General features: G+C 44.5%; 25 protein-coding genes and 1 riboswitch. Of the genes, 24 read left to right on the top strand and 1 reads right to left on the bottom strand.

Features of this window, described 5'->3' with window-relative positions:
* The first annotated feature begins 117 nt into the window (after positions 1-117).
* The 10 genes from I872_RS08980 (at position 118) to I872_RS08935 (ending at position 10,300) form a co-directional block, all read left to right on the top strand.
* Positions 118-1,332 (top strand): pyridoxal phosphate-dependent aminotransferase, encoded by a 1,215-nt coding sequence (locus I872_RS08980; RefSeq protein ID WP_015605781.1) that lies wholly within the window; start codon positions 118-120, stop codon positions 1,330-1,332.
* Between the two features lie 221 nt (positions 1,333-1,553).
* Positions 1,554-2,342 (top strand): GTP-sensing pleiotropic transcriptional regulator CodY, encoded by a 789-nt coding sequence (codY, locus tag I872_RS08975; protein WP_015605780.1) that lies wholly within the window; start codon positions 1,554-1,556, stop codon positions 2,340-2,342.
* The gene (locus I872_RS08970) at positions 2,342-2,899 is read left to right on the top strand and encodes a cysteine hydrolase family protein (RefSeq protein WP_015605779.1); all 558 of its coding nucleotides are present in this window, start codon (positions 2,342-2,344) and stop codon (positions 2,897-2,899) included. Before codY ends, I872_RS08970 begins: the two co-directional genes overlap by 1 nt.
* A 310-nt stretch (positions 2,900-3,209) precedes the next feature.
* Positions 3,210-4,946: an aspartate--tRNA ligase gene (gene aspS / locus I872_RS08965; protein WP_015605778.1), complete on the top strand. Its 1,737-nt coding sequence runs from the start codon at positions 3,210-3,212 to the stop codon at positions 4,944-4,946.
* 200 nt (positions 4,947-5,146) lie between these two features.
* Entirely contained in the window at positions 5,147-5,449 is a 303-nt protein-coding gene (gene gatC, locus I872_RS08960) for an Asp-tRNA(Asn)/Glu-tRNA(Gln) amidotransferase subunit GatC (protein ID WP_005591696.1), read from the top strand.
* The gene (gatA, locus tag I872_RS08955) at positions 5,449-6,915 is read left to right on the top strand and encodes an Asp-tRNA(Asn)/Glu-tRNA(Gln) amidotransferase subunit GatA (RefSeq protein ID WP_015605777.1); all 1,467 of its coding nucleotides are present in this window, start codon (positions 5,449-5,451) and stop codon (positions 6,913-6,915) included. The genes gatC and gatA overlap by 1 nt, the downstream gene beginning before the upstream one ends.
* Positions 6,915-8,348: an Asp-tRNA(Asn)/Glu-tRNA(Gln) amidotransferase subunit GatB gene (gene gatB / locus I872_RS08950; protein ID WP_015605776.1), complete on the top strand. Its 1,434-nt coding sequence runs from the start codon at positions 6,915-6,917 to the stop codon at positions 8,346-8,348. Before gatA ends, gatB begins: the two co-directional genes overlap by 1 nt.
* An 88-nt stretch (positions 8,349-8,436) precedes the next feature.
* Positions 8,437-8,793 carry a hypothetical protein gene (locus I872_RS08945; RefSeq protein ID WP_015605775.1) on the top strand — a complete coding sequence of 119 codons (357 nt, stop codon included), beginning with the start codon at positions 8,437-8,439 and terminating at the stop codon, positions 8,791-8,793.
* 48 nt (positions 8,794-8,841) lie between these two features.
* Positions 8,842-9,135 (top strand): hypothetical protein, encoded by a 294-nt coding sequence (locus I872_RS08940; RefSeq protein ID WP_015605774.1) that lies wholly within the window; start codon positions 8,842-8,844, stop codon positions 9,133-9,135.
* A 253-nt stretch (positions 9,136-9,388) separates the two neighbouring features.
* A complete protein-coding gene (locus I872_RS08935; protein WP_015605773.1) occupies positions 9,389-10,300 on the top strand; it encodes a DMT family transporter in 912 nt (303 codons plus the stop codon).
* 62 nt (positions 10,301-10,362) lie between these two features.
* On the opposite strand, the gene I872_RS08930 is transcribed toward I872_RS08935, so the two are convergent.
* Positions 10,363-11,730, bottom strand: coding sequence for an aspartate kinase (locus I872_RS08930; protein ID WP_015605772.1), 1,368 nt, complete (start codon positions 11,728-11,730; stop codon positions 10,363-10,365).
* A gap of 245 nt (positions 11,731-11,975) precedes the next feature.
* Between I872_RS08930 and I872_RS08925 the strand changes: the two genes are divergently transcribed.
* The 14 genes from I872_RS08925 to I872_RS08860 all read left to right on the top strand — a co-directional run bounded on the left by I872_RS08925 (position 11,976) and on the right by I872_RS08860 (position 23,364).
* Entirely contained in the window at positions 11,976-12,767 is a 792-nt protein-coding gene (locus I872_RS08925; RefSeq protein ID WP_015605771.1) for an enoyl-CoA hydratase, read from the top strand.
* A gap of 119 nt (positions 12,768-12,886) precedes the next feature.
* A complete protein-coding gene (gene fabT, locus I872_RS08920; protein ID WP_015605770.1) occupies positions 12,887-13,321 on the top strand; it encodes a fatty acid biosynthesis transcriptional regulator FabT in 435 nt (144 codons plus the stop codon).
* On the top strand, positions 13,321-14,295 hold the full coding sequence (locus I872_RS08915; RefSeq protein WP_015605769.1) for a beta-ketoacyl-ACP synthase III: 975 nt from the start codon (positions 13,321-13,323) through the stop codon (positions 14,293-14,295). Before fabT ends, I872_RS08915 begins: the two co-directional genes overlap by 1 nt.
* 55 nt (positions 14,296-14,350) lie before the next feature.
* Entirely contained in the window at positions 14,351-14,575 is a 225-nt protein-coding gene (locus I872_RS08910; protein WP_005591706.1) for an acyl carrier protein, read from the top strand.
* 130 nt (positions 14,576-14,705) lie between these two features.
* Complete coding sequence (gene fabK / locus I872_RS08905; protein ID WP_015605768.1) at positions 14,706-15,680, top strand: enoyl-[acyl-carrier-protein] reductase FabK; 975 nt, start codon at positions 14,706-14,708, stop codon at positions 15,678-15,680.
* Positions 15,673-16,593 (top strand): ACP S-malonyltransferase, encoded by a 921-nt coding sequence (gene fabD / locus I872_RS08900; protein WP_015605767.1) that lies wholly within the window; start codon positions 15,673-15,675, stop codon positions 16,591-16,593. The genes fabK and fabD overlap by 8 nt, the downstream gene beginning before the upstream one ends.
* A gap of 12 nt (positions 16,594-16,605) precedes the next feature.
* Positions 16,606-17,340, top strand: coding sequence for a 3-oxoacyl-[acyl-carrier-protein] reductase (fabG, locus tag I872_RS08895; protein ID WP_015605766.1), 735 nt, complete (start codon positions 16,606-16,608; stop codon positions 17,338-17,340).
* 52 nt (positions 17,341-17,392) lie between these two features.
* Positions 17,393-18,625: a beta-ketoacyl-ACP synthase II gene (gene fabF, locus I872_RS08890; protein WP_015605765.1), complete on the top strand. Its 1,233-nt coding sequence runs from the start codon at positions 17,393-17,395 to the stop codon at positions 18,623-18,625.
* Positions 18,626-19,132, top strand: a complete 507-nt coding sequence (gene accB / locus I872_RS08885; RefSeq protein WP_015605764.1) for an acetyl-CoA carboxylase biotin carboxyl carrier protein — start codon at positions 18,626-18,628, stop codon at positions 19,130-19,132. It abuts the gene before it with no gap.
* Entirely contained in the window at positions 19,129-19,551 is a 423-nt protein-coding gene (gene fabZ / locus I872_RS08880) for a 3-hydroxyacyl-ACP dehydratase FabZ (protein WP_008809611.1), read from the top strand. The genes accB and fabZ overlap by 4 nt, the downstream gene beginning before the upstream one ends.
* Positions 19,552-19,569: 18 nt before the next feature.
* Complete coding sequence (locus tag I872_RS08875) at positions 19,570-20,937, top strand: acetyl-CoA carboxylase biotin carboxylase subunit (protein ID WP_015605763.1); 1,368 nt, start codon at positions 19,570-19,572, stop codon at positions 20,935-20,937.
* A 65-nt stretch (positions 20,938-21,002) separates the two neighbouring features.
* Positions 21,003-21,866 (top strand): acetyl-CoA carboxylase, carboxyltransferase subunit beta, encoded by an 864-nt coding sequence (gene accD, locus I872_RS08870; protein WP_015605762.1) that lies wholly within the window; start codon positions 21,003-21,005, stop codon positions 21,864-21,866.
* On the top strand, positions 21,863-22,633 hold the full coding sequence (locus tag I872_RS08865) for an acetyl-CoA carboxylase carboxyl transferase subunit alpha (RefSeq protein WP_015605761.1): 771 nt from the start codon (positions 21,863-21,865) through the stop codon (positions 22,631-22,633). The genes accD and I872_RS08865 overlap by 4 nt, the downstream gene beginning before the upstream one ends.
* 182 nt (positions 22,634-22,815) lie before the next feature.
* Positions 22,816-23,364, top strand: coding sequence for a carboxymuconolactone decarboxylase family protein (locus I872_RS08860; protein WP_009659051.1), 549 nt, complete (start codon positions 22,816-22,818; stop codon positions 23,362-23,364).
* A 426-nt stretch (positions 23,365-23,790) separates the two neighbouring features.
* Positions 23,791-23,883: riboswitch (glycine riboswitch) on the top strand.
* Positions 23,884-23,917 lie beyond the last annotated feature (34 nt).

Below are 23,917 nucleotides of genomic sequence, written 5' to 3'. Positions count from 1 at the left end.
TTTCCTAAATTAGAAGCCTTATTTTAGTTGAAAGGAGCTTTCCTAGATTCTTCCTAATTGTCAATCTTTTTTTCTGGTGGTATAATAAAATCATTCAGATGAATTGAGGAAAATAGGATGAAAGAATTTAATAAGTCCAGTAAATTGGAGCATGTAGCCTATGATATTCGTGGACCAGTTTTGGAAGAAGCGATGCGGATGCGAGCTAATGGAGAAAAAATTCTCCGCCTGAACACAGGAAATCCAGCTGAGTTTGGTTTTACCGCTCCAGACGAGGTCATTCATGATTTGATTATGAATGCGCGTGATAGTGAGGGCTACTCTGATTCTAAGGGGATTTTCTCAGCCCGTAAGGCGATTATGCAGTATTGCCAGCTCAAGAAGTTTCCAAGTGTGGATATCGATGATATTTATCTGGGAAATGGAGTCAGCGAGCTAATTGTCATGTCCATGCAGGGCTTACTTGATGACGGGGACGAGGTGCTGGTGCCGATGCCAGATTACCCGCTCTGGACGGCGGCAGTCAGTCTGGCTGGTGGGAATGCTGTTCACTATGTCTGTGATGAGCAGGCAGAATGGTATCCAGATATTGACGACATCAAGTCAAAAATCACCTCTAATACCAAGGCTATCGTTATCATCAATCCTAACAATCCAACAGGGGCACTGTATCCTGACGACCTTTTGTTAGAAATTGTGGAAATTGCGCGCCAAAATAATCTCATTATCTTCGCGGACGAAATCTACGACCGCATGGTCATGGATGGGCATGTCCATACGCCGGTTGCTAGTCTGGCTCCTGACCTCTTCTGTGTCAGCATGAATGGTCTTTCCAAGTCCCACCGAATCGCAGGTTTCCGGGTTGGTTGGATGGTGCTATCTGGTCCTAAGAAGCATGTTAAGGGCTATATCGAAGGGCTAAATATGCTCTCCAATATGCGCTTGTGCTCCAACGTCTTGGCCCAGCAGGTTGTGCAAACATCGCTTGGAGGTCACCAGTCGGTGGATGAATTGCTTTTGCCAGGCGGTCGTATCTATGAACAAAGAAACTTCATTTACAATGCCATTCAAGATATTCCAGGTTTGTCTGCAGTCAAACCTAAGGCGGGTCTTTACATCTTCCCGAAAATTGATCGAGAAATGTACCGTATCGATGATGATGAGCAGTTTGTCTTGGATTTCCTCAAGCAGGAAAAAGTCCTTCTTGTCCATGGCCGAGGCTTTAACTGGCAAGAACCAGATCATTTCCGGATTGTCTATCTGCCACGGGTGGATGAGCTAGCTCAGATCCAAGAAAAAATGACGCGCTTCCTGCGCCAATACCGCAGATAAGTCTAAATGTTGAATCATAAACCGTTTAAAATGATTTTTGTAGAATTGTTTTAAATGGTTTTTCTTTTGAGCGAGGTGATTTTTCCTGTCATTTTCTATTGCTAAGCTCGGACTTTCTTTAAATTGTAGCGAATTTTTTTTCAATACACAATTTTCAGATAATTATTGAAAATTTCGGGTCATTGTGGTACAATCAAGGAGACTAAATACGAGGTAAATGTATGGCAAACCTATTAGAAAAAACAAGGAAAATTACTTCTATCTTGAAACGTTCAGAAGAGCAGCTTCAAGAGGAACTTCCTTACAATGCGATTACTCGCCAGCTTGCTGACATTATTCACTGTAATGCCTGCATCATCAACAGCAAGGGCCGTCTTTTGGGCTACTTTATGCGCTACAAGACAAATAATGATCGTGTAGAAGCCTTTTTCCAAGACAAGACTTTCCCTAAAGGATACGTCCAAGAAGCGAACATGGTCTATGAGACAGAGGCCAATCTGCCTGTCACGCATGATTTGACCATTTTTCCTGTGGAAACTAAGGATGACTTTCCAGATGGCCTGACCACTATCGCGCCGATTCATGTTTCAGGGATTCGCTTGGGCTCATTGATTATCTGGCGCAATGATAAAGAATTTTTGGATGACGATTTGATTTTGGTCGAGATTGCCAGCACAGTGGTCGGTATTCAGCTGCTTAACTTCCAGCGGGAAGAAGATGAGAAGAACATCCGCCGCCGGACAGCTGTGACTATGGCGGTCAATACTCTGTCTTACTCAGAGCTAAGAGCTGTTTCAGCTATTCTGGGAGAGCTCAATGGCAATGAAGGGCAACTGACGGCTTCTGTCATTGCCGACCGCATCGGGATTACCCGCTCAGTTATTGTCAATGCTTTGCGTAAGCTGGAAAGTGCGGGAATTATTGAAAGCCGCTCGCTGGGAATGAAAGGGACTTATCTGAAAGTCCTGATTCCAGATGTTTTTGAGGAAATTAAAAAGAGGGACTACTAATGGCTAAAGCACTGATTTCCATTGATTATACAGTTGATTTTGTTGCAGATGAGGGAAAATTAACAGCAGGAGCGCCCGCTCAGGCGATTTCTGAAGCTATCGCTCAAGTAACCGAGGCGGCATTTGATCGAGGTGACTATATCTTCTTTACTATTGATGCCCACGATGAAAATGATGCCTTTCACCCAGAAAGCAAGCTTTTTCCGCCCCACAATATCAAGGGAACGAGCGGTCGCAATCTTTATGGACCCTTGGCGGATTTCTATGAGAAGCACCAAGCGGACTCTCGGGTCTTTTGGATGGATAAGCGCCATTATTCTGCTTTTTCTGGCACGGATTTAGATATTCGCCTGCGGGAAAGAAAGGTAGATACGGTCATTTTGACTGGGGTCTTGACGGATATTTGCGTCTTGCATACAGCAATTGATGCCTATAATCTGGGGTATCAAATCCAAGTGGTAGAGCCAGCTGTGGCTTCTTTGTCAGAGGAAAATCACAAATTTGCCCTAAATCACTTGCAAAATGTCTTAGGTTCGACTATAATAAATACAATTTAAGAGTAAAAGAGAAGCAAAGTAGGCTTGCTGACTTGCACAGAGAGTGCTGATAGCTGAGAGCAGCACCAAGAAAGCAAAAACCGAAGAACATGCTTCGTAATCTTTTGTGTGATCAAGCATAAACGTCGCTCACGTTACGAGCGTAGAGGCTGCCTTTTAGGGCGGCGAATAACAGTGGTACCACGGCTTTCGTCTGTTTCAGAGACGGAAGCTTTTTATTTTGCAAAAGGAAAAGTGGAGATACTGGAAGAGAGTTGCTAATATGCTCAAGGACAGGGCGGCTTGCAAATGGATTTGAGAGGGAAAGAATATGAAAGAAATTTTTATCGGAAACTACGGTTTAGAGCAGGTCGGACAGACCATGACCGCAACTGGCTGGGTGGCTAATATCCGCAATCACGGTAAGCTAGCCTTTATTGAATTGCGGGACCGCGAGGGCTTGCTTCAGGTCTTCGTTGGCGGTGATATTGAAGATTTTGCTAGGCTAGAAGAAATTGGCAAAGAGGATGTCATTGCAGTGACGGGGCAAGTCGTTCAGCGGGAAGAGCGCTTTGTCAACAAGACCATCAAGTCTGGTCAGGTGGAGCTTCGAGCTGAAAAGATTGAAGTCATTGCTAGCAGCAAGGTTCTGCCTTTTGAGCTGGACCAGCATGCCCATACAGGAGAAGACCTGCGCCAGAAATATCGCTATCTGGACTTGCGGCGTGAGAAGATGACACATAACCTCAAACTGCGTCACCAGGTCACATCAACTATTCGGGAATATTTAAACGGTTTGGACTTTTTGGAAGTGGAGACGCCTTATCTGACTAAGTCAACTCCTGAAGGCGCTAGAGACTTCTTGGTGCCTAGTCGGATCTTTAAAAATCAATTCTACGCGCTGCCGCAGAGCCCTCAGATGCTCAAGCAGTTGCTGATGGGAGCTGGCCTCGAACGCTATTATCAGATTGTTCGTTGCTTCCGTGACGAAGACTTGCGGGGAGACCGTCAGCCAGAGTTTACCCAGGTAGATTTAGAGCTGAGTTTTGCCAGCGAGGAAGAAATCCGAGCTCTGGTTGAAGCCATGCTCAAGGCTGTTGTCAAGAAAACTCATGGTTTAGAGCTGACGGAAGCTTTTCCAACTATCAGCTATGAAGAGGCTATGAGCCGCTTCGGCTCTGACAAGCCAGATACGCGCTTTGGTTTGGAACTAAAGAATTTGACGGATTTGTGCCAAGAAAATGGCTCTCTTCTCATCAAGAAAGCCTTGGATAGCCAAGAGGAAATGATGGGAATCTGTGTGCCAGATGCGGCTAGTGCTTTTAGCAAGAAACAGCTCAGTCATTTTTATCAAGAAATGAAGGAATTTGGTTGCAGTCGTTTTGCCAGCCTTAAGGTTGAAAATGATCAATTGGTTGGGGATTTGGCTAGCACCTTTGAGGCTGAGAGCCAGGATTTACTAGCACGTTTTGAGGCCAAGGATGGAGACCTCATCCTGCTAGTCATGGCCAAGAAGCGTCGTGCTCAGGAAGCTTTGGGGCATCTGCGGATAGAAGTGGCAAAAGCTTTGGATTTGATTGATCCGAGTCTGCTTCATTTTCTCTGGGTTGTGGATTGGCCGTTACTAGAGTGGAATGAAGACCAAAACCGCTATCAAGCCATGCACCATCCTTTCACACAGGGCATTTTTGAAGAAGGTCAGGCGCCAGATCAATTCCGCAGCCACGCTTACGACATCGTCTTGAACGGCTATGAGATTGGCGGAGGTAGTCTGCGGATTCATGATCGGAAGGCTCAGGAAGCTATGTTTGAGCTGTTGGGTATGAGCCGAGAAGACTACGAGCGGGACTTTGGTTTCTTCCTAGAAGCCTTAGAGTACGGCTTCCCACCGCACGGCGGCTTGGCTCTAGGCTTAGATCGCTTGGTTATGATTTTGGCTGGGGAAGAAAATATCCGCCAAGTCATCGCTTTTCCGAAAAATGGTACTGGCTTTGACCCTATGCTGGAAAGTCCGAGTTTGGTGGACCAAAGACAGCTCAAAGAACTGTATTTGGAATTGAAGAATTAGCCTGAAATATGGTAAAATGAAATGATGCGAATTCCTGAAGAAATCAGGAAGAAGCCAAAGAAAGAGGTCGCAGCTACGAGTGCTTAGCGTCCCTATCTTAGCAACACAATGCGAGCTCAACCTCGAAAACAAAGTTTTTTCTTAGATTTATTGTTTTTGGTCGGTATTCATGCTCGCCTATCTTACGAAAGGAATCAGAGATGAAGATTACTCAAGAAGAAGTAAGTCACGTTGCAAAACTGTCAAAATTGGCTTTTTCACCAGAAGAGACAGCTGAGTTTGCGACAACCTTGTCTAAAATTGTCGACATGGTCGAATTGCTCAATGAAGTGGATACGGAGGGAGTGCCTTTCACTTCCAATGTGGCAGCCAACATCAACTATATGCGAGAAGATGTGGCTCAGCCAGGCTGGAACCGGGAAGAGCTTTTCCAAAATGTACCTGAAAAAGAGCGGGGCTACATCAAAGTGCCTGCCATCCTAGATGACGGAGGAGATGCCTAATGACTTTTAATCACAAGACCATTGAAGAGCTGCATGATTTGCTGGTCAAGAAAGAAATTTCTGCAGTAGAGTTAACTCAGGCGACTTTGGCAGACATCAAAGAACGTGAAGCTGCCGTGGACAGTTTCATCACTATCAGTGAAGAGGAAGCATTGGCTCAGGCAGCGGCTCTGGATGCCAAGGGCATTGATGCCGATAATCTTATGAGTGGAATTCCGCTGGCGGTTAAGGACAATATCTCAACCAAGGGAATTTTGACAACAGCTGCATCTAAAATGCTCTACAACTACAAGCCAATTTTCGATGCGACCAGCGTAGAGAAGCTCTATGGTAAGGATATGATTATCGTCGGGAAGACCAACATGGACGAGTTTGCCATGGGTGGATCCAGCGAAAACTCTTACTTTAAAACGACTAAGAATGCTTGGGACAGCAGCAAGGTTCCTGGTGGCTCATCTGGTGGTTCAGCGACAGCGGTTGCCTCTGGTCAGGTTCGCTTGTCACTGGGTTCAGATACGGGTGGTTCTATTCGCCAGCCAGCTTCCTTTAACGGTGTAGTTGGCCTCAAGCCAACCTACGGACGGGTTTCCCGTTTCGGTCTCATTGCCTTTGGTTCTTCTTTAGACCAGATTGGGCCTTTCTCTCAGACAGTTAAGGAAAATGCTCAGCTTCTAAATGTTATTGCTGGTAATGATCCTAAGGATTCTACATCATCACAAGATGCAGTGCCAGACTTTACCAGCAAGATTGGCCAAGACATCAAGGGGATGAAGATTGCCCTACCTAAGGAATACATGGGTGAGGGAATTGACAGCAAGGTCAAGGAAACGATTCTGGCAGCGGCGAAGCACTTAGAAAGCCTAGGTGCTATCGTTGAAGAAGTCAGCTTGCCCCACAGTAAGTATGGAGTAGCAGTCTACTATATTATTGCTTCCTCTGAAGCTAGTTCTAACCTGCAACGTTTTGACGGTATTCGCTATGGCTACCGCGCAGAAGGCATTGAAAATCTAGAAGATGTCTATGTCAAATCTCGCAGTGAAGGCTTTGGTGAAGAGGTGAAACGCCGCATCATGCTGGGTACTTTTAGCCTGTCATCTGGTTACTATGATGCCTACTTCAAGAAAGCTGGTCAGGTTCGGACCTTGATTATGCAGGATTTTGCTAAGGTTTTTGAAAAATATGATTTGATCTTAGGTCCAACGGCACCAACAGTAGCTTATGACTTGGGCAGTCAAAACCAAGATCCAGTGGCTATGTATCTGGCTGACCTTTTGACCATTCCAGTCAATCTGGCTGGCCTACCAGGCATTTCAATCCCAGCTGGCTTTGCAGATGGTCTTCCTGTTGGCCTGCAGCTGATCGGTAACCACTTTGATGAAGAGACCATCTATCAGGCAGCCGCAGCATTTGAAGCGACGACTGACTACCACAAACAGCAGCCAGTTATCTTTGGAGGTGAAAAATAATGAACTTTGAAACAGTTATCGGACTGGAAGTCCATGTTGAATTGAAGACCAATTCAAAAATTTTCTCACCGGCTCCAGCTCACTTTGGTGAAGATCCAAATGCCAATACCAATATCATTGACTGGTCCTTCCCAGGTGTTCTGCCTGTTATGAACAAGGGGGTCATTGACTATGGTATCAAGGCTGCTCTGGCCTTGAACATGGATATTCACCAGAAGATGCACTTTGACCGCAAGAACTACTTCTATCCGGACAATCCAAAAGCCTATCAAATTTCTCAGTTTGATGAGCCGATTGGCTACAATGGCTGGATTGAGATTGAGCTAGAAGATGGCACGACCAAGAAAATCCGTATCGAGCGGGCCCACTTGGAAGAAGATGCCGGAAAGAATACCCACGGCAGCGATGGCTACTCTTATGTGGACCTCAACCGCCAAGGGGTGCCGCTGATTGAGATTGTATCGGAAGCAGATATGCGCAGTCCAGAAGAAGCTTATGCCTATCTGACTGCTCTCAAGGAAATCATCCAGTACACGGGCATTTCGGATGTCAAGATGGAAGAGGGCTCCATGCGTGTTGACGCCAATATTTCCATTCGTCCTTACGGTCAGGAAGAATTTGGTACCAAGACTGAGCTGAAAAACCTCAACTCCTTCAACTTTGTCCGCAAGGGTCTAGCATTTGAGGAAAAACGCCAAGCAGAAATCCTACGCAGCGGTGGTCAAATCCGTCAGGAAACCCGTCGTTATGACGAAGCGACTGGCGAAACCCTGCTCATGCGGGTGAAGGAAGGTTCAGCGGATTACCGTTACTTCCCAGAGCCTGATCTGCCAATCTTTGAGATTGAGGATGCTTGGATTGAGCAAGTGCGTAGCAGTCTGCCAGCCTTTCCAAAAGAACGACGTGCTAAGTATGTGGGCGATTATGGTCTGTCTGATTACGATGCCAAGCAGCTGACAGCGACGAAGGCTGTGTCAGACTTCTTTGAAGCAGCTGTTGCCGCAGGTGGTGACGCTAAGGCTGTCTCTAACTGGCTCCAAGGAGAAGTGGCTCAATACCTCAATGCAGAAGGCAAGACCATCACTGAGATTGAGCTGACACCTGAGAACCTGACTGAAATGATTGCTCTGATTGCAGATGGAACGATTTCTTCTAAGATTGCTAAGAAGGTCTTTATTCATCTAGCTAAAAATGGTGGTTCTGCCAAGGAATATGTACAAAAAGCAGGCCTGATTCAAATCTCAGACCCTGCCCAACTTCTTCCTATTATCCAGCAAGTCTTTGCGGATAATGAAAAAGCCATCAATGACTATAAGGGCGGCAACAAGAATGCGGCCAAGTCCTTGATCGGTCAATTGATGAAGGCTACCAAGGGTCAAGCCAACCCACAAGTAGCACAAAAATTGCTCAATGAAGAGTTGGAAAAACTTTAGAAATAAGTGGAAAACCAGTCGTGAGGCTGGTTTTTACCTTTTATTTGAATGGAACTTATGGTAAAATAGGTAAAAAAAAGGAGTCCTTATGTCAGAAATTAAAGTAAAACGTGGAACAGGTTTTGTAGGGATTATTGGGAATTTTCCAATTTTAATCAATGGTCAAAAGGTTGGTACAATCCAGAATGGTGACGAGGCTGTCTTTCCTATTGAGGGAGAAGAAGCTGTTGTTCGTGTAGGAGCTGCTCCTATGAGAACCAAGCCAGTGACAGTTAAAGCAGGGCAAACCTTGTTGGTTGAAACAAATTTTACTAATTTTTCTATTTGTTTGGGAACTTTAGTAGTTGCTTTTCTATTTGGTGGATTGCTTCGTGCGATTCTCTTGATTCTTTATATTGTTTTAATGTTCCTTCTTCCTTTCTACTCTGCTAGAATTGCAGAATAAACATAAAAGTTTTGGTTGATGGGCTGGATTGAAATAAAGGAGCTTTTGATGTCAAAATTTACAATTACGCGTTCTACGGGTATGGTTGGAGTAGTTCAAAATGTTGCAGTCTATCTAAATGGCGAACTTGTGGATAAACTTGCGAATGATGAAGGTAAAACGCTGACTTTTGAGGGAGACAGTGTTGAACTACAGGTTGGACAAAGTTTTATGAAATCGCATAAGATTCAGGTAAAAGATGGTCAGAAGGTACTTGTTACAGCTTCTGGAATGCGAGCTATGCTAGGAGTTATTGGCTTGATCTTAGGCTTGCCTTATTTACTTCTTGAGATAGAGGCTTAGTCGTCTTTTAGCTATGTTGAATCATAAAGAGGCTGGGACAAAAGTCCTATCCTCTCAATTGTCTTTGGATTGTCGAGCAAGACACAGTGGTTGAGTGGGCTCTACTAGGCTGATTTCATCAGCTTTTATAGCCCTACTCAACTGTGCGGAGGTGGGACGACGAAATCGAATTCTAACGAATTACCGATTTCTGTCCCACTCTCTTTTTATGGTTTATGTTATAATGATCAAAGCTAAAAGAAAGAGGTTGGGGATGTCAAAAGTTTTAAGGGGAACTATCTATACCTTGGCTGCGGGGATTGCCTGGGGCTTATCGGGAACAAGTGGTCAATATCTGATGGAGAACGGTTTTTCGGCGATGAGCTTGACCAATGTGCGCTTGTTGCTAGCGGGTTTAGTCTTGATGATGTTGGCTTATGCCACAAATAAAGAATCCTTTAAAAAGATTTGGAAAGATAAGAATTCTCTACTACACATTTTAATTTTTGCAATTTTAGGCTTGTTCATCAATCAATACGCCTATCTGGCGGCTATTCATGAGACAAATGCAGGAACAGCAACGGTTTTACAATATCTCTGTCCGGTGGGAGTCTTGGCTTACACTTGTGTCAAAGATAGAGTGGCTCCGACTGTGGCTCAGGTCTGCTCCATGATTTTAGCTATCGGAGGAACCTTTCTGATTGCGACCCACGGTCAGGTCAATCAGCTCTCGATGACGCCAAAAGGTTTATTTTTAGGTGTTTTCTCAGCATTTACTTATGCACTTTATATTCTTTTGCCGATTGGACTCATTAAAAAGTGGGGCAGCATGTTGGTTATCGGGATTGGCATGACCATTGCAGGTATCTTGCTCCTTCCTTTCAGCGGTATTTTCCAACATCAGTGGCAATTCCGTTTGGATATTCTTCTGGCCTTGGTCGGCATCATTGTCATCGGAACAATCTTTGCTTACACTGTCTTTTTGAAGGGAACAAGCTTGGTCGGTCCTGTCAAATCTAGCCTCCTAGCCTCGATTGAGCCAATTTCAGCGGTCTTCTTTGCCTTTATCATTATGAATGAACGCTTTTATCTACTCGATTTCGTAGGTATGGGCATGATTTTATTGGCTGTCCTGTTGATATCTGTCAAAGACCTAATCTTGGAAAAGAAAAAAGGATTATTATAAAAAAGCATAAGGAAAGACCTAGCTCTATCCAGAGCTAGGTCTTTGTTGTTTGCTTGTTCAGTTTATTCATCGTTTTCTGAGCTGCCAAAGAAAGCTTTATAAAGGGCACGAATGGCAGCCTTTTCTTGGTTTTTATTGACAACAAACATGATGGAAACTTCACTTGAACCTTGTGACATCATTTGGATATTGATTTTATTGTCAGAAAGAGCCTTAGTCGCAGTAGCAGTCACCCCGATATGACTCTTCATTTTTTCGCCGACAATCATGATAATAGAAAGATCGTGCTCAATTTCTGCGAAGTCTACTTCCGCTTTTTGCACAAGTTGGCGCAGAATCTCTTCTTCCTTGATTGGAGTCAATTCGCGTTCACGAAGGATGATAGAAAGATCATCAATTCCTGTCGGCATATGTTCCCAACCAATGTTCAAATCTTCTAAAATCTGTAGCGCCTTGCGACCGAATCCAACTTCTCGGTTCATGAGGTACTTGGACATGTTAATACTTACAAAGCCAGAATCACCAGCGATTCCAACAACAGGGGGATGATCCTCGCTATGTTTGTGGACGATGCGCGTACCAGGGTGTTCTGGATTGTTGGTATTTTTGATGACGAGTGGAATTTTTCCGCGATAGGCTGGCAGCAGGGCTTCGTCATGAAGAACCGTAAAGCCTGCATAGGCTAATTCCCGCATTTCGCGATAAGTAAGCTCAGCAATGGAGCGTGGTTTGTGAATAATCCCAGGGTGAGCAGCAAAGATGCCGTCCACATCAGTGAAGTTTTCATAGACATCAGCCTTGACACCAGCTGCAATAATCGCCCCAGTAATATCTGAGCCACCACGAGAAAAGGTACAGATCTGTCCATATTGAGTGACACCAAAGAAGCCAGGGATGACAAGGACTTCATCGGAATGGTTCAGTTCCTCCAACTTATCATAGCTTGAAGGAAGGATACGGGCATTTCCAGGTTCGCTTGAAACTACTAGTCCAGCTTCTCTAGGATGGACGTAGCGGGCTGGAATGCCATTGTGATTAAAGTAAGCTGCGATTAGCTTGGCATTGTTGTTTTCACCTGCTGCTAGGAAGGCGTCGTAAAGAAATTCGTTGTTTTCAATGGGCAGGGTAGCCAGGGAGATGATGCTCTTAGAGATTTTCTCAATAATTGTAGATTTCAGGCCCAGCTCAGCGACCATGTCTGCGTAGCGGTTGATGATCCAATTTTGCTCCTTGGAGACATCATTCCCTGCGATATACTGGCGATAATACTTGATCAAAGCATCAGTGACCTTTGTATCTTGGTCGTCTCTTTTTCCTGGTGCAGAAACGACAACGAAGCGACGCTCAGCGTCAGATTTTACGATATGTAAGACTTTTTCTAACTGTGAAGCAGAAGCGAGTGAACTTCCACCGAATTTAACAACTTTCATGGAGACTCCTAAACATAATTTAGGAAATTATAACAAAATTCTGAAAATTTTGCAAATCTATCAGAAGCGCTTTTTCATCCAAGCTTCTTTTCAAAAAATAAGCAAAAAACGAATATAAAATCAAATTTCCCAGTTTTTGTTTTCTTTCTTAAAACTTTTGTGCTAGAATGAATATAATTTGAATATCAAATTATTTAAGAATAAAACAAAACGGCTGCATATATCCAGTCGAGAATGGAGTTAGAATGACTTTTAATGGTATTCTTTATAAAGTAGTTGATGAAGTGGCGACCATTACTTTCAATCGTCCTGAAGTTTCCAATGGTTTCAATATTCCGATGTGTGAGGAGATTTTAGAAGCGATTGAGCTGGCCGCAAATGATGAGGTAGTGAAGTTTTTAGTGATCAATGCCAATGGGAAGGTCTTTTCTGTCGGTGGCGACCTAGCTGAGATGCAAAGAGCTGTCAGTGCTGACGATATTCAATCCTTGGTAAAAATTGCAGAGTTGGTCAATGATATTTCCTTTGCCATGAAACGGCTACCTAAGCCAGTGATCATGAGTGTGGACGGACCTGTTGCAGGCGCTGCTGCCAATATGGTTGTGGCTGCCGATTTCTGTATTGCGACAGAGAAATCTCGTTTCATCCAAGCTTTTGTGGGAGTGGGGCTAGCGCCAGATGCTGGTGGATTGTATTTACTGACTCGGGCAATTGGTGTGACTCGGGCAACCCATTTGGTTATGACTGGAGAGGCTCTGACCGCAGAGAAGGCCCTGGATTATGGCTTGCTCTATAAAGTCTGTGAAGCAGAAAAATTGGAAAAAACAACAGAACAGCTACTGAAGAAGCTAAAACGTGGCTCGCTGAATTCTTACAGAGCCATGAAAGAAATGGTCTGGAAGAGTCTCTTCAGCGGTTGGAAAGAGTATGCAGAGCTGGAATTGGCTGTTCAGAAATCTCTGGCTTTCACTGAGGACTTCAAAGAAGGAGTTCAAGCTTATACTGAGAAGCGGCGTCCTCAATTTACAGGTAAGTAAGGAGTTTGCTGGCCAAGAAAATTGTTTGAAAATCAAATAAATTTTCAAAAAAAACTTGCAAAATATTTTGAGATCTGATAAAATTTGATTGTCAAAGTATTTATGAAGGAGGTGTTGGTTTGAATTATCAATTAGTCAATGATTATTTAACATCTATTTTTAATAATGTTTTGGTTATTGAAGAGTCTAGCCTCCGAGGCAGTCAATTTAAAGATGTCTCGATTAAAGAAATGCACACTATTGATGTTATTGGTACCACGCCTAATGCGACTCCAAGTGACATTTCAAGGGAATTACTGGTCACTTTGGGGACCGTTACAACCAGCTTGAACAACTTGGAGCGTAAGGGCTATATCGAGCGTCGCCGTTCGTCCATTGACCGTCGCGTGGTTCATCTGAGCTTGACTAAGAAAGGGAGGCTCTTGTATCGCCTTCATAAACGTTTTCACAATCGCATGGTCATGCAGGTCGTGGAAGGAATGTCATCAGAGGAACAAAAAGTGATGCAAAAGGGTTTGCAAAACTTGTATAATTTTTTAGAGGAGCTAAAATGATGAACTATGCAAGAATTACTCAAGTAGCTCATTATGCTCCAAAGCAGGTTGTCACAAATGATGATCTGGCCAGGATTATGGATACAAGTGATGAATGGATTTCCAGCCGCACGGGTATCAAACAGCGTCACCTATCTCGAACTGAGTCAACCAGTGACTTGGCTACAAGGGTTGCTGAGCAATTGCTTGAAAAGGCGCAACTATCTGCTGACCAACTTGATTTTATCATCGTTGCGACGGTGACTCCAGATTCTCTGATGCCATCGACTGCAGCTAGAGTGCAGGCCAATATTGGAGCTAGCCAGGCTTTTGCTTTTGACTTGACGGCGGCTTGCAGTGGCTTCATCTTTGCCCTTTCAACTGGGGAAAAGTTCATTTCTTCGGGTCGTTATCAAAGAGGCTTGATTATCGGTAGTGAAACGCTGTCGAAGGTTGTTGATTGGTCGGATCGGGCGACGTCAGTCTTATTTGGTGATGGGGCTGGAGGAGTCTTGCTTGAAGCGACAGAAAAGCAGTATTTTTGGGCTGAAAGTCAGTTTACTGATGGTTTGAGAGGTCAGAGCTTGACTTGTGGTGGACTTGGTTTGTCCTCTCCTTTTTCGGAAAAGCAAGCTGATGATCGCTATTTGAAAATGGAAGGTCGCGCAATCTTTGACTTTGCTATTCGCGATGTAGCTAGTTCTATCAAAAACACCATTGAAGAGAGTCCGTTTTCAGTGGAGGAGGTTGACTATCTGCTCTTGCATCAGGCCAATATCCGAATTTTAGATAAAATGGCTAAGAAACTTGGAGTTTCTAGGGAAAAACTGCCTGCCAATATGATGGAATATGGCAATACTAGTGCAGCCAGTATCCCGATTTTATTATCTGAGTGTGTTCAACAGGACTTGATTAAGCTGAACGGAGACCAGACAGTTTTGTTGTCAGGTTTCGGTGGAGGTTTGACATGGGGCACGCTTATTGTTACAATTTAGTTAATCATGTGGAAACACATAGATAAAAATATATATTTTTTAAAGGAGTCTATCCATGGCAGTATTTGAAAAAGTACAAGAAATTATCGTTGAGGAACTTGGTAAAGAGCCATCAGAAGTTACACTTGAGTCAACTTTCGATGATCTTGAAGCAGATTCATTGGATTTGTTCCAAGTAATTTCAGAAATCGAAGATGCATTTGACATCCAAATCGAAACTGAAGAAGGCTTGAAAACAGTTGGTGACTTGGTTGCCTACGTAGAAGAAAAAACAAAATAATAAAGATTTGAGAGTATCGCAAGATATTCTCTCTTGTTTAGGTAATAGTTTGAATTTCAAAGTAAAAAGGTTGCTATCTAGAGGTTTGGGCTCAAGCTATTACTTAAGCAATGATTATGAGGAAGGTATTATGCAAACACGAATTACAGAATTATTAGATATTAAATATCCTATTTTCCAAGGTGGTATGGCTTGGGTTGCAGATGGTGACTTGGCTGGTGCGGTTTCAAAGGCTGGTGGTCTTGGGATCATTGGTGGCGGAAATGCGCCTAAGGAAGTGGTGAAAGCCAATATTGACAAGATTAAGTCTTTGACCGATCGTCCTTTCGGTGTCAATATCATGCTTTTGTCGCCTTTTGTAGATGACATCGTGGACCTCGTCATTGAAGAGGGTGTAAAAGTGGTGACGACTGGTGCCGGCAATCCAAGTAAGTACATGGCTCGTTTCCACGAGGCAGGTATTACTGTGATTCCTGTTGTACCAAGTGTAGCTCTGGCTAAACGGATGGAAAAAATCGGAGCGGATGCCGTCATTGCTGAAGGGATGGAAGCCGGTGGTCACATCGGTAAGTTAACGACCATGACTTTGGTTCGTCAGGTCGTAGAAGCAGTCAGCATTCCAGTTATTGCAGCTGGTGGTATTGCGGATGGCTCTGGTGCTGCAGCTGGATTTATGCTGGGGGCAGAGGCTGTTCAGGTCGGAACACGCTTCGTCGTGGCTAAGGAATCCAATGCCCACCAAAATTATAAAGATATGATCTTGAAGGCTCGTGATATTGATACGACAATCTCTGCTCAGCATTTCGGCCATGCGGTTCGTGCTATCAAGAATAAGCTGACTCGCGATTTCGAAAAAGCTGAAAAAGAAGCCTTCAAGCAAGAAACTCCAGACTTGACTGTTTTTGAAAATCTGGGTGCTGGTGCCTTGGCCAATGCAGTTGTCCGTGGCGATGTGGAAAATGGTTCTGTCATGTCCGGTCAGATTGCCGGCTTGGTCAGCAAGGAAGAAACAGTCGAAGAAATCCTCAAGGATATCTATTATGGCGCTGCTGAAAAGATTCAGCAAGAAGCAAAACGTTGGGCAGGAGTTACTAGAAATGACTAAAACAGCCTTTCTCTTTGCCGGTCAGGGAGCCCAGTATCTGGGGATGGCTCGTGACTTCTATGAGCAGTATGATGTGGTCAAGGCGACCTTTGAGGAAGCGAGTCAGGTTCTGGGATATGATGTTCGGGCGCTGATTGACCAAGATGAGGAGAAACTCAACCAAACTCGCTATACTCAGCCAGCAATTTTGACAACTTCTTTTGCTATTTATCGCCTGCTGGCTGAAAAAGGAATCCGTCCTGATATGGTAGCTGGTCTTTCTCTGGGCGAATACTCTGCCTTGGTAGCTGCTGGCGCGCTGGACTTCAAAACAGCGGTAGCTCTAGTCGCTAAACGCGGAGCTTTCATGGAAGAAGCAGCTCCTGCTGGTTCTGGAAAGATGGTTGCGGTGCTAAATGCGGACGTAGGTCTTATTGAAGAAGCTTGCCAGAAGGCTAGTCAGCTAGGAGTGGTCTCTCCTGCCAATTACAATACTCCAGGTCAAGTCGTCATTGGGGGAGATGTGGCAGCGGTGGATAAAGCGGTAGAACTCCTCAAGGAAGCAGGTGTGAAACGCTTGATTCCGCTGAATGTTTCTGGTCCTTTCCATACGGCACTCTTGAAACCAGCTAGTGAGAAATTAGCTCAGGTCTTGGCTGAAACGGAATTTACTGAATTTCAGCTTCCGCTAGTAGGCAATACAGAAGCGGATATTATGGAAGCTAGCAGAATTAAGGAATTACTGGCCCGTCAGGTCATGGAACCAGTTCGTTTCTATGACAGTATCGCTAAAATGCAGGAAGCTGGTGTGACAGAATTTATCGAGATTGGCCCAGGGAAAGTCCTGTCTGGCTTTATGAAGAAAATTGATAAATCGGCAGTTGTTCATTCTGTTGAAAGTGTAGAGACTTTGACAGCCCTACTGGAAAAATAATGGGGAATATCAATGGAATTAAAGAATAAAAATGTTTTTATTACTGGCTCTAGCCGTGGGATCGGTTTAGCCATTGCACATAAGTTTGCAAGTGCAGGTGCCAATATTGTCTTGAACGGTCGCGGTCAAATTTCAGATGACGTTTTAGCTGAGTTTGCTGGTTATCCGATCAAGGTCGTGGCTATTTCAGGTGATGTGTCTGATGGTACTGATGCCAAGCGAATGGTTGAGGAGGCGATTGCGGCTTTGGGTTCTGTAGACATCTTGGTCAACAATGCTGGAATTACCCGCGATAAGATTATGCTCAAGATGACAGAGGAAGACTTCGAGCAAGTGCTGAAGGTCAATCTGACTGGAGCCTTCAATATGACGCAAGCTGTCTTGAAACCAATGACCAAGGCTCGTCAGGGAGCAATTATCAACCTATCAAGTGTTGTCGGTTTGACTGGTAATGTCGGTCAGGCCAACTATGCAGCCTCTAAAGCTGGCTTGATTGGATTTTCTAAGTCGGTTGCTCGTGAGGTAGCTGGGCGCAATATCCGTGTCAATGTGATTGCCCCAGGCTTTATCGAATCAGATATGACAGACGGGCTTTCTGAAAAAATCAAAGAAGCTTCTCTGGCTCAAATCCCAATGAAACGGTTCGGCAATACCGAAGAAGTGGCTGATGTCGCTTTGTTCTTGGCAGGACAGGAATATCTTACTGGTCAGGTCATCGCGATTGATGGCGGGCTGACCATGCAGTAAGTGCGATGCATTTGGATTTGACAGTTCACCAATTATCATAAAGGAGTTTACTATGAAACTAAATCGAGTTGTTGTAACAGGTTATGGATTAACCTCTCCCATCGGAAACACACCAGAAGAATTTTGGAATAGTTTAAAAGAAGGTAAGATTGGAATTGGTCCCATTACCAAGTTTGATCACAGCGATTTTGCTGTTCATAATGCGGCAGAGGTTCAAGACTTTCCTTTTGATAAATACTTTATCAAGAAAGATACTAATCGTTTTGACAATTATTCCTTGTATTCCTTGTATGCAGCTCAAGAAGCGGTAACAAATGCTAATCTTGATGTAGAAGCAATCAATAAAGATCGTTTTGGTGTCATCGTTGCTTCTGGTATCGGTGGTATCAAGGAAATCGAAGATCAAGTCATTCGTTTGCATGAAAAAGGTCCAAAACGTGTCAAACCAATGACCTTGCCAAAAGCCTTGCCAAATATGGCAGCGGGGAATGTTGCTATGCGCTTTGGTGCAAATGGTATCTGTAAATCAATCAATACAGCTTGTGCCTCTTCCAATGATGCTATTGGGGATGCCTTCCGCTCTATCAAGTTTGGTTTCCAAGATGTCATGTTAGTTGGTGGGTCAGAAGCTTCTATCACTCCTTTTGCCATTGCTGGGTTCCAAGCTTTGACAGCCCTATCAACTACAGAAGATCCTACCCGCGCTTCCATTCCATTTGATAAAGACCGTAATGGCTTTGTCATGGGAGAAGGCTCTGGTATGCTGGTTCTTGAAAGTCTGGAGCATGCTGAAAAACGTGGAGCGACTATCTTGGCTGAAGTGGTTGGCTACGGTAATACTTGTGATGCTTACCATATGACTTCTCCACATCCAGAAGGTCAGGGTGCAATTAAAGCCATGAAATTGGCCCTTGAGGAAGCGGAAATTAGCCCGTCAGATGTAGCTTACATCAATGCTCACGGAACTTCAACTCCTGCTAATGAAAAAGGTGAAAGTGGTGCCATTGTAGCTGTTTTTGGTAAGGATGTCCCTGTTTCATCCACCAAATCATTCACTGGTCACCTGCTGGGTGCAGCTGGTGCAGTTGAAGCGATTGCGACTATTGAAGCGATGCGCCACAGTTTTGTACCAAAAACAGCTGGTACAAGAGAAGTATCAGATTATATTGAAGCAAATGTTGTATTTGGGGAAGGCAAGGAGCAAGAGATTCCTTATGCGATTTCCAATACATTTGGCTTCGGCGGCCACAATGCTGTTCTGGCATTCAAGCGTTGGGAGGACTAGATGAATATCAATGAAATTAAAGACTTGATGGCTCAGTTTGACCAATCAAGTCTGCGTGAATTTTCTTATAAAAATCAAAGTGATGAGCTGACTTTCAGCAAGAATGAAGGGCAAGCCGCAGTTGCAACAGCTCCAGCAGTCAGTGCAGCTCCAATCGTAGCTCCTGTGCAGCCAACAAGCGCACCTGTGTTTGAGCTAGCTCCCCAAGCAGCTCCAACTGCAGCGCCTGAAGTGGCTCCAGAGGCTCCAGAGGCTCCAACCCCTGCTGCTGAAGGCGATGTCGTGGAAAGTCCATTGGTCGGCGTGGCCTACTTGGCCGCAGGACCAGATAAACCAGCTTTTGTCAATGTGGGAGACCGAGTTAAAAAAGGTCAAACTCTGATGATCATTGAAGCCATGAAGGTCATGAATGAAGTGCCAGCACCTAAAGATGGTCTGGTTACAGAAATTCTGGTTCAGAATGAAGAAATGGTTGAGTTTGGGAAAGGGCTGGTACGCATCAAATGATTGATATCAATGCAATAAAAGAAGCACTTCCGCACCGTTATCCCATGCTCTTGGTGGACCGTGTTTTGGAAGTCAGTGAAGATGAGATTGTTGCTTTGAAAAATGTGACAATCAACGAGCCTTTCTTTAATGGACATTTTCCCCAGTATCCAGTTATGCCAGGTGTCTTAATCATGGAAGCTCTGGCTCAAACGGCTGGTGTGCTGGAATTATCTAAAGAAGAAAATAAGGGCAAACTGGTCTTCTATGCAGGAATGGACAAGGTTAAGTTCAAAAAGCAAGTTGTACCAGGTGATCAATTGATTATGACAGCTAAGTTTGTCAAGCGCCGCGGCACCATTGCAGTGGTAGAGGCCAAGGCCGAAGTTGACGGAAAACTTGCAGCCAGCGGAACCTTGACCTTTGCGATTGGTCAATAAGAAAGAGGAGATTTCACCATGTTTCGTAAAATTTTAATTGCTAACCGTGGGGAAATTGCGGTCAGAATTATTCGTGCAGCTCGCGAGCTGGGAATCGATACGGTCGCCGTCTATTCAACGGCTGACAAAGAAGCACTCCATACCTTACTGGCTGATGAGGCGGTCTGTATCGGTCCAGCCAAGTCTACGGATTCTTATCTGAATATGAACGCGGTCCTATCTGCGGCTGTTCTGACAGGTGCAGAAGCCATTCATCCTGGTTTTGGTTTTTTGAGCGAAAACTCCAAATTTGCGACTATGTGCGAAGAAGTCGGCATTAAGTTTATTGGACCTTCAGGTGCTGTTATGGACCTGATGGGGGACAAGATTAATGCTCGGGCTCAGATGATTAAGGCCAAAGTGCCAGTCATCCCAGGTTCTGATGGTGAGGTTCATACCTCTGAAGAAGCCTTGGAAGTCGCCGAAAAGATAGGCTATCCAGTCATGCTCAAAGCTTCTGCTGGTGGCGGCGGTAAAGGCATTCGTAAGGTTGAAAAGGCTGAGGATTTAGTGGCAGCCTTTGAGTCTGCTTCTAGTGAAGCCAAAGCGGCCTTTGGGAATGGTGCCATGTATATGGAGCGAGTCATCTATCCAGCGCGCCATATTGAAGTGCAGATTTTGGCAGATCAGCAGGGGCATGTGGTCCACTTGGGCGAGCGGGACTGCTCTTTGCAGCGGAATAATCAGAAGGTGCTGGAAGAAAGTCCGTCTGTGGCAATTGGGAAAACCCTGCGTCAGCAGATTGGGGAAGCAGCTGTTCGGGCTGCTGAGTCAGTCGGCTATGAAAATGCCGGAACGATTGAGTTTCTGCTGGATGAAGCCAAGGGCGAATTCTACTTTATGGAGATGAATACTCGCGTGCAGGTTGAGCATCCAGTGACTGAGTTTGTTACCGGTGTGGATATTGTTAAAGAGCAGATTAAGATTGCGGATGGTCAAGAGCTATCCTTCAGTCAAGAAGATGTTGAAATTCGCGGTCATGCGATTGAATGTCGGATCAACGCTGAAAATCCAGCCTTTAACTTTGCACCGAGCCCAGGCAAGATTTCCAATCTTTATCTGCCAAGTGGTGGAGTAGGACTGCGCGTGGATTCAGCCGTCTATCCTGGCTACACTATTCCCCCTTACTATGACAGCATGATTGCCAAAATCATCGTTCATGGGGAAAATCGCTTTGATGCCCTGATGAAGATGCAACGGGCTCTCTATGAGCTAGAAATTGACGGTGTTGTGACCAATAGCAGTTTCCAGTTGGATTTGATTTCAGATCCTAATGTGATTGCTGGTGATTATGATACAGCCTTTCTCATGGAGCAGTTCCTTCCGGCTTATCAAGAGAAAAAATAGATGACAAGGAGTGATTTTGTTTGAAAGAAGCAGAATCACTCTAAAATTTAATGAAGGAGTAAGCAATGCCTTTGTTTTCAAAAAAGGATAAATATATTCGGATCAATCCTAATCGTTCCTCTCGTGCCTTGCCTCAGCCAAAACCAGAAGTTCCAGATGAGCTTTTTTCTAAGTGCCCAGGTTGTAAGCATACCATTTATCAAAAAGATTTGGGGGCAGAACGTGTCTGTCCAAGCTGTGGCTATACTTTTCGGATTTCAGCTTTTGAGCGCCTGAGCTTGACGGTGGATCAAGGAAGCTTTGAGGAATTGTTCACTGGTATTGAGACGACAGATCCCTTGCGTTTTCCAAATTATCGAGAAAAACTGGCGGAGACACGGGCAAAGACTGGCCTAGATGAGGCCGTTTTGACGGGGATAGCTAGTATCAAGGGACAAAAAACAGCCCTTGGGATCATGGATTCCAACTTTATCATGGCTTCCATGGGAACGGTTGTCGGTGAAAAGATTACCCGTCTCTTTGAGTATGCGACAGAGCATAAATTGCCAGTCGTTCTGTTTACGGCTTCTGGCGGTGCCCGCATGCAGGAGGGCATCATGAGCCTGATGCAAATGGCCAAAACGTCTGCTGCTGTACAACGTCATTCAAAGGCTGGTCTTTTTTACCTAACCGTTTTGACAGATCCGACAACAGGTGGTGTCACAGCCTCTTTTGCTATGGAAGGTGATATTATCTTGGCAGAAGCGCAGGCCTTGGTAGGCTTTGCTGGCCGTCGGGTTATTGAGTCTACTGTAAGGGAAAAATTGCCAGATGACTTTCAAAAGGCAGAGTTCTTGCTGGAGCATGGCTTTGTTGATGCGATTGTCAAACGTGGTGAATTGCGAGATCGGATTGCTACTCTCTTGAGCTTTCATGGAGGTGACCAATGACAAAAATCAGTCAGATTATCAAAGCAGCGCGTGATCAGTCCCGTTTGACGGCTCTGGATTTTGCCCAAGGCATTTTTGATGATTTTGTGGAGTTGCACGGAGATCGTGGTTTCCGTGATGATGGTGCTGTCATTGGCGGTATCGGAACCTTAAATGGTCAGCCAGTCACAGTGGTCGGTATTCAAAAAGGTCGCAATTTGCAGGATAATTTGCGACGGAACTTTGGTCAGCCCCATCCGGAAGGCTATCGCAAGGCCCTACGTCTCATGAAGCAGGCTGAGAAATTCGGCCGTCCAGTCGTGACTTTTATCAATACAGCTGGTGCCTATCCTGGCGTCGGTGCTGAGGAGCGCGGACAGGGAGAAGCCATTGCCCGTAATCTCATGGAAATGAGTGATCTGAAAGTGCCCATTATTGCCATTATCATTGGTGAGGGTGGCTCTGGTGGGGCGCTGGCCTTAGCAGTGGCTGACAGGGTCTGGATGCTGGAAAACTCTATGTATGCCATTCTCAGTCCGGAAGGCTTTGCTTCCATTTTATGGAAGGATGGCAGCCGAGCAATGGAGGCGGCTGAGATGATGAAAATCACCTCGCATGAGCTTTTGCAGATGGGTGTCGTTGATAAGGTTATCCCCGAACGTGGCTTTAATAAAAATGAGCTCTTAGCTACAGTCAAGCAAGAAATCAGTACCGAATTAGCGGAACTTTCTAAACTTTCTCTCGAGCAACTTTTGGAAGATCGCTATCAACGTTTTAGAAAATATTAGTCAGAAGCCTTAGGGCTTCTTTTTCTTGCTTGAGAGAGGTATGGAGACAGTTAAGGTGGTAATATATTTTAGTTTGACATGTGGCAATATATTCTCTTTATAGAGGTCATATAAAATATATATTATACAAGCTGTCAGACCTATGTTAAGATAGTTGCTAATCAAAAGAAATGAGGTTTCATATGTCAGAATTTACTATCCACACAATTGAGTCCGCACCTGCCGAGGTAAAAGAGGTCCTGGAAACTGTTCAAAAAGATAACGGTGGTTACATTCCCAATCTTATCGGTCTTTTGGCCAATGCACCAACGGCCTTGGAAACTTATCGGACAGTTGGAGCTATCAATCGCCGCAACAGCCTGACACCGACTGAGCGGGAAGTAGTGCAGATTACAGCTGCAGTTACCAACGGCTGCGCCTTCTGTGTGGCGGGTCACACAGCTTTTTCAATCAAGCAGATTCAAATGAATGATGATCTTTTGGAGGCTCTACGCAATCGTACGCCGATAGATACAGATCCGAAGCTAGATACACTTGCCAAATTTACCATTGCTGTCATCAATACCAAGGGACGAGTCGGAGATGAGGCTTTGGCAGACTTCCTAGAAGCCGGCTATACGCATGAAAATGCTCTGGATGTAGTTCTGGGTGTTAGTCTTGCAACCCTCTGCAATTATGCCAATAATCTAGCAAACACACCAATCAATCCAGAATTGCAGCCTTATGCCTAGTCTTTGAGGGGTGAGAAGGGCTTTGTAGAACGACCCATTCTTTTTCATTGACTACAAGTCAAGCAAGAAACCAGTGCTGAACTAGCAGAACTTTCTAAAATTTTTCTTGACTAACTCTTGGAAGAATGTTGTCAATATTTTAAGGAATGAAAAATTGTAAAACATAGTGCAAAAAACTTACAGAACTTCAATTAGTGTAAATCATAAATAACCACATCAACAGGTAACCAAGGAGATTCTATGAGTTACTATCATCTCACCTTTGAATAAATTATCTGTCTGACCTTTTGGGGTCAATACAATATTCAAAGTTTTTCATAAAATATTGACAAAAACCGAATATTATTTTAAAATAATAGAAAATTTAGAATAAACACCGAATGAAGTTTTTCAGAAATAAGCGTTTGAACCTTATGACTGTGAAATGGACGGAACTCTGGAGAGACCATGATTGGCACCGAAGGGGCAAGGCGGTTTAGAACCGCTCAAACTCTCAGGTAAAAGGACAGAGCAAGGGAAGGACAGAAGTCGGTCATTCTCAAGCATCCAGAGT

The organism is Streptococcus cristatus AS 1.3089 (genome assembly GCF_000385925.1).
GTDB classification, from domain to species: domain Bacteria; phylum Bacillota; class Bacilli; order Lactobacillales; family Streptococcaceae; genus Streptococcus; species Streptococcus cristatus_B.
Note: the sequence above shows the minus strand (reverse complement) of the source record. Positions and strands in the feature narration are given on the sequence as shown.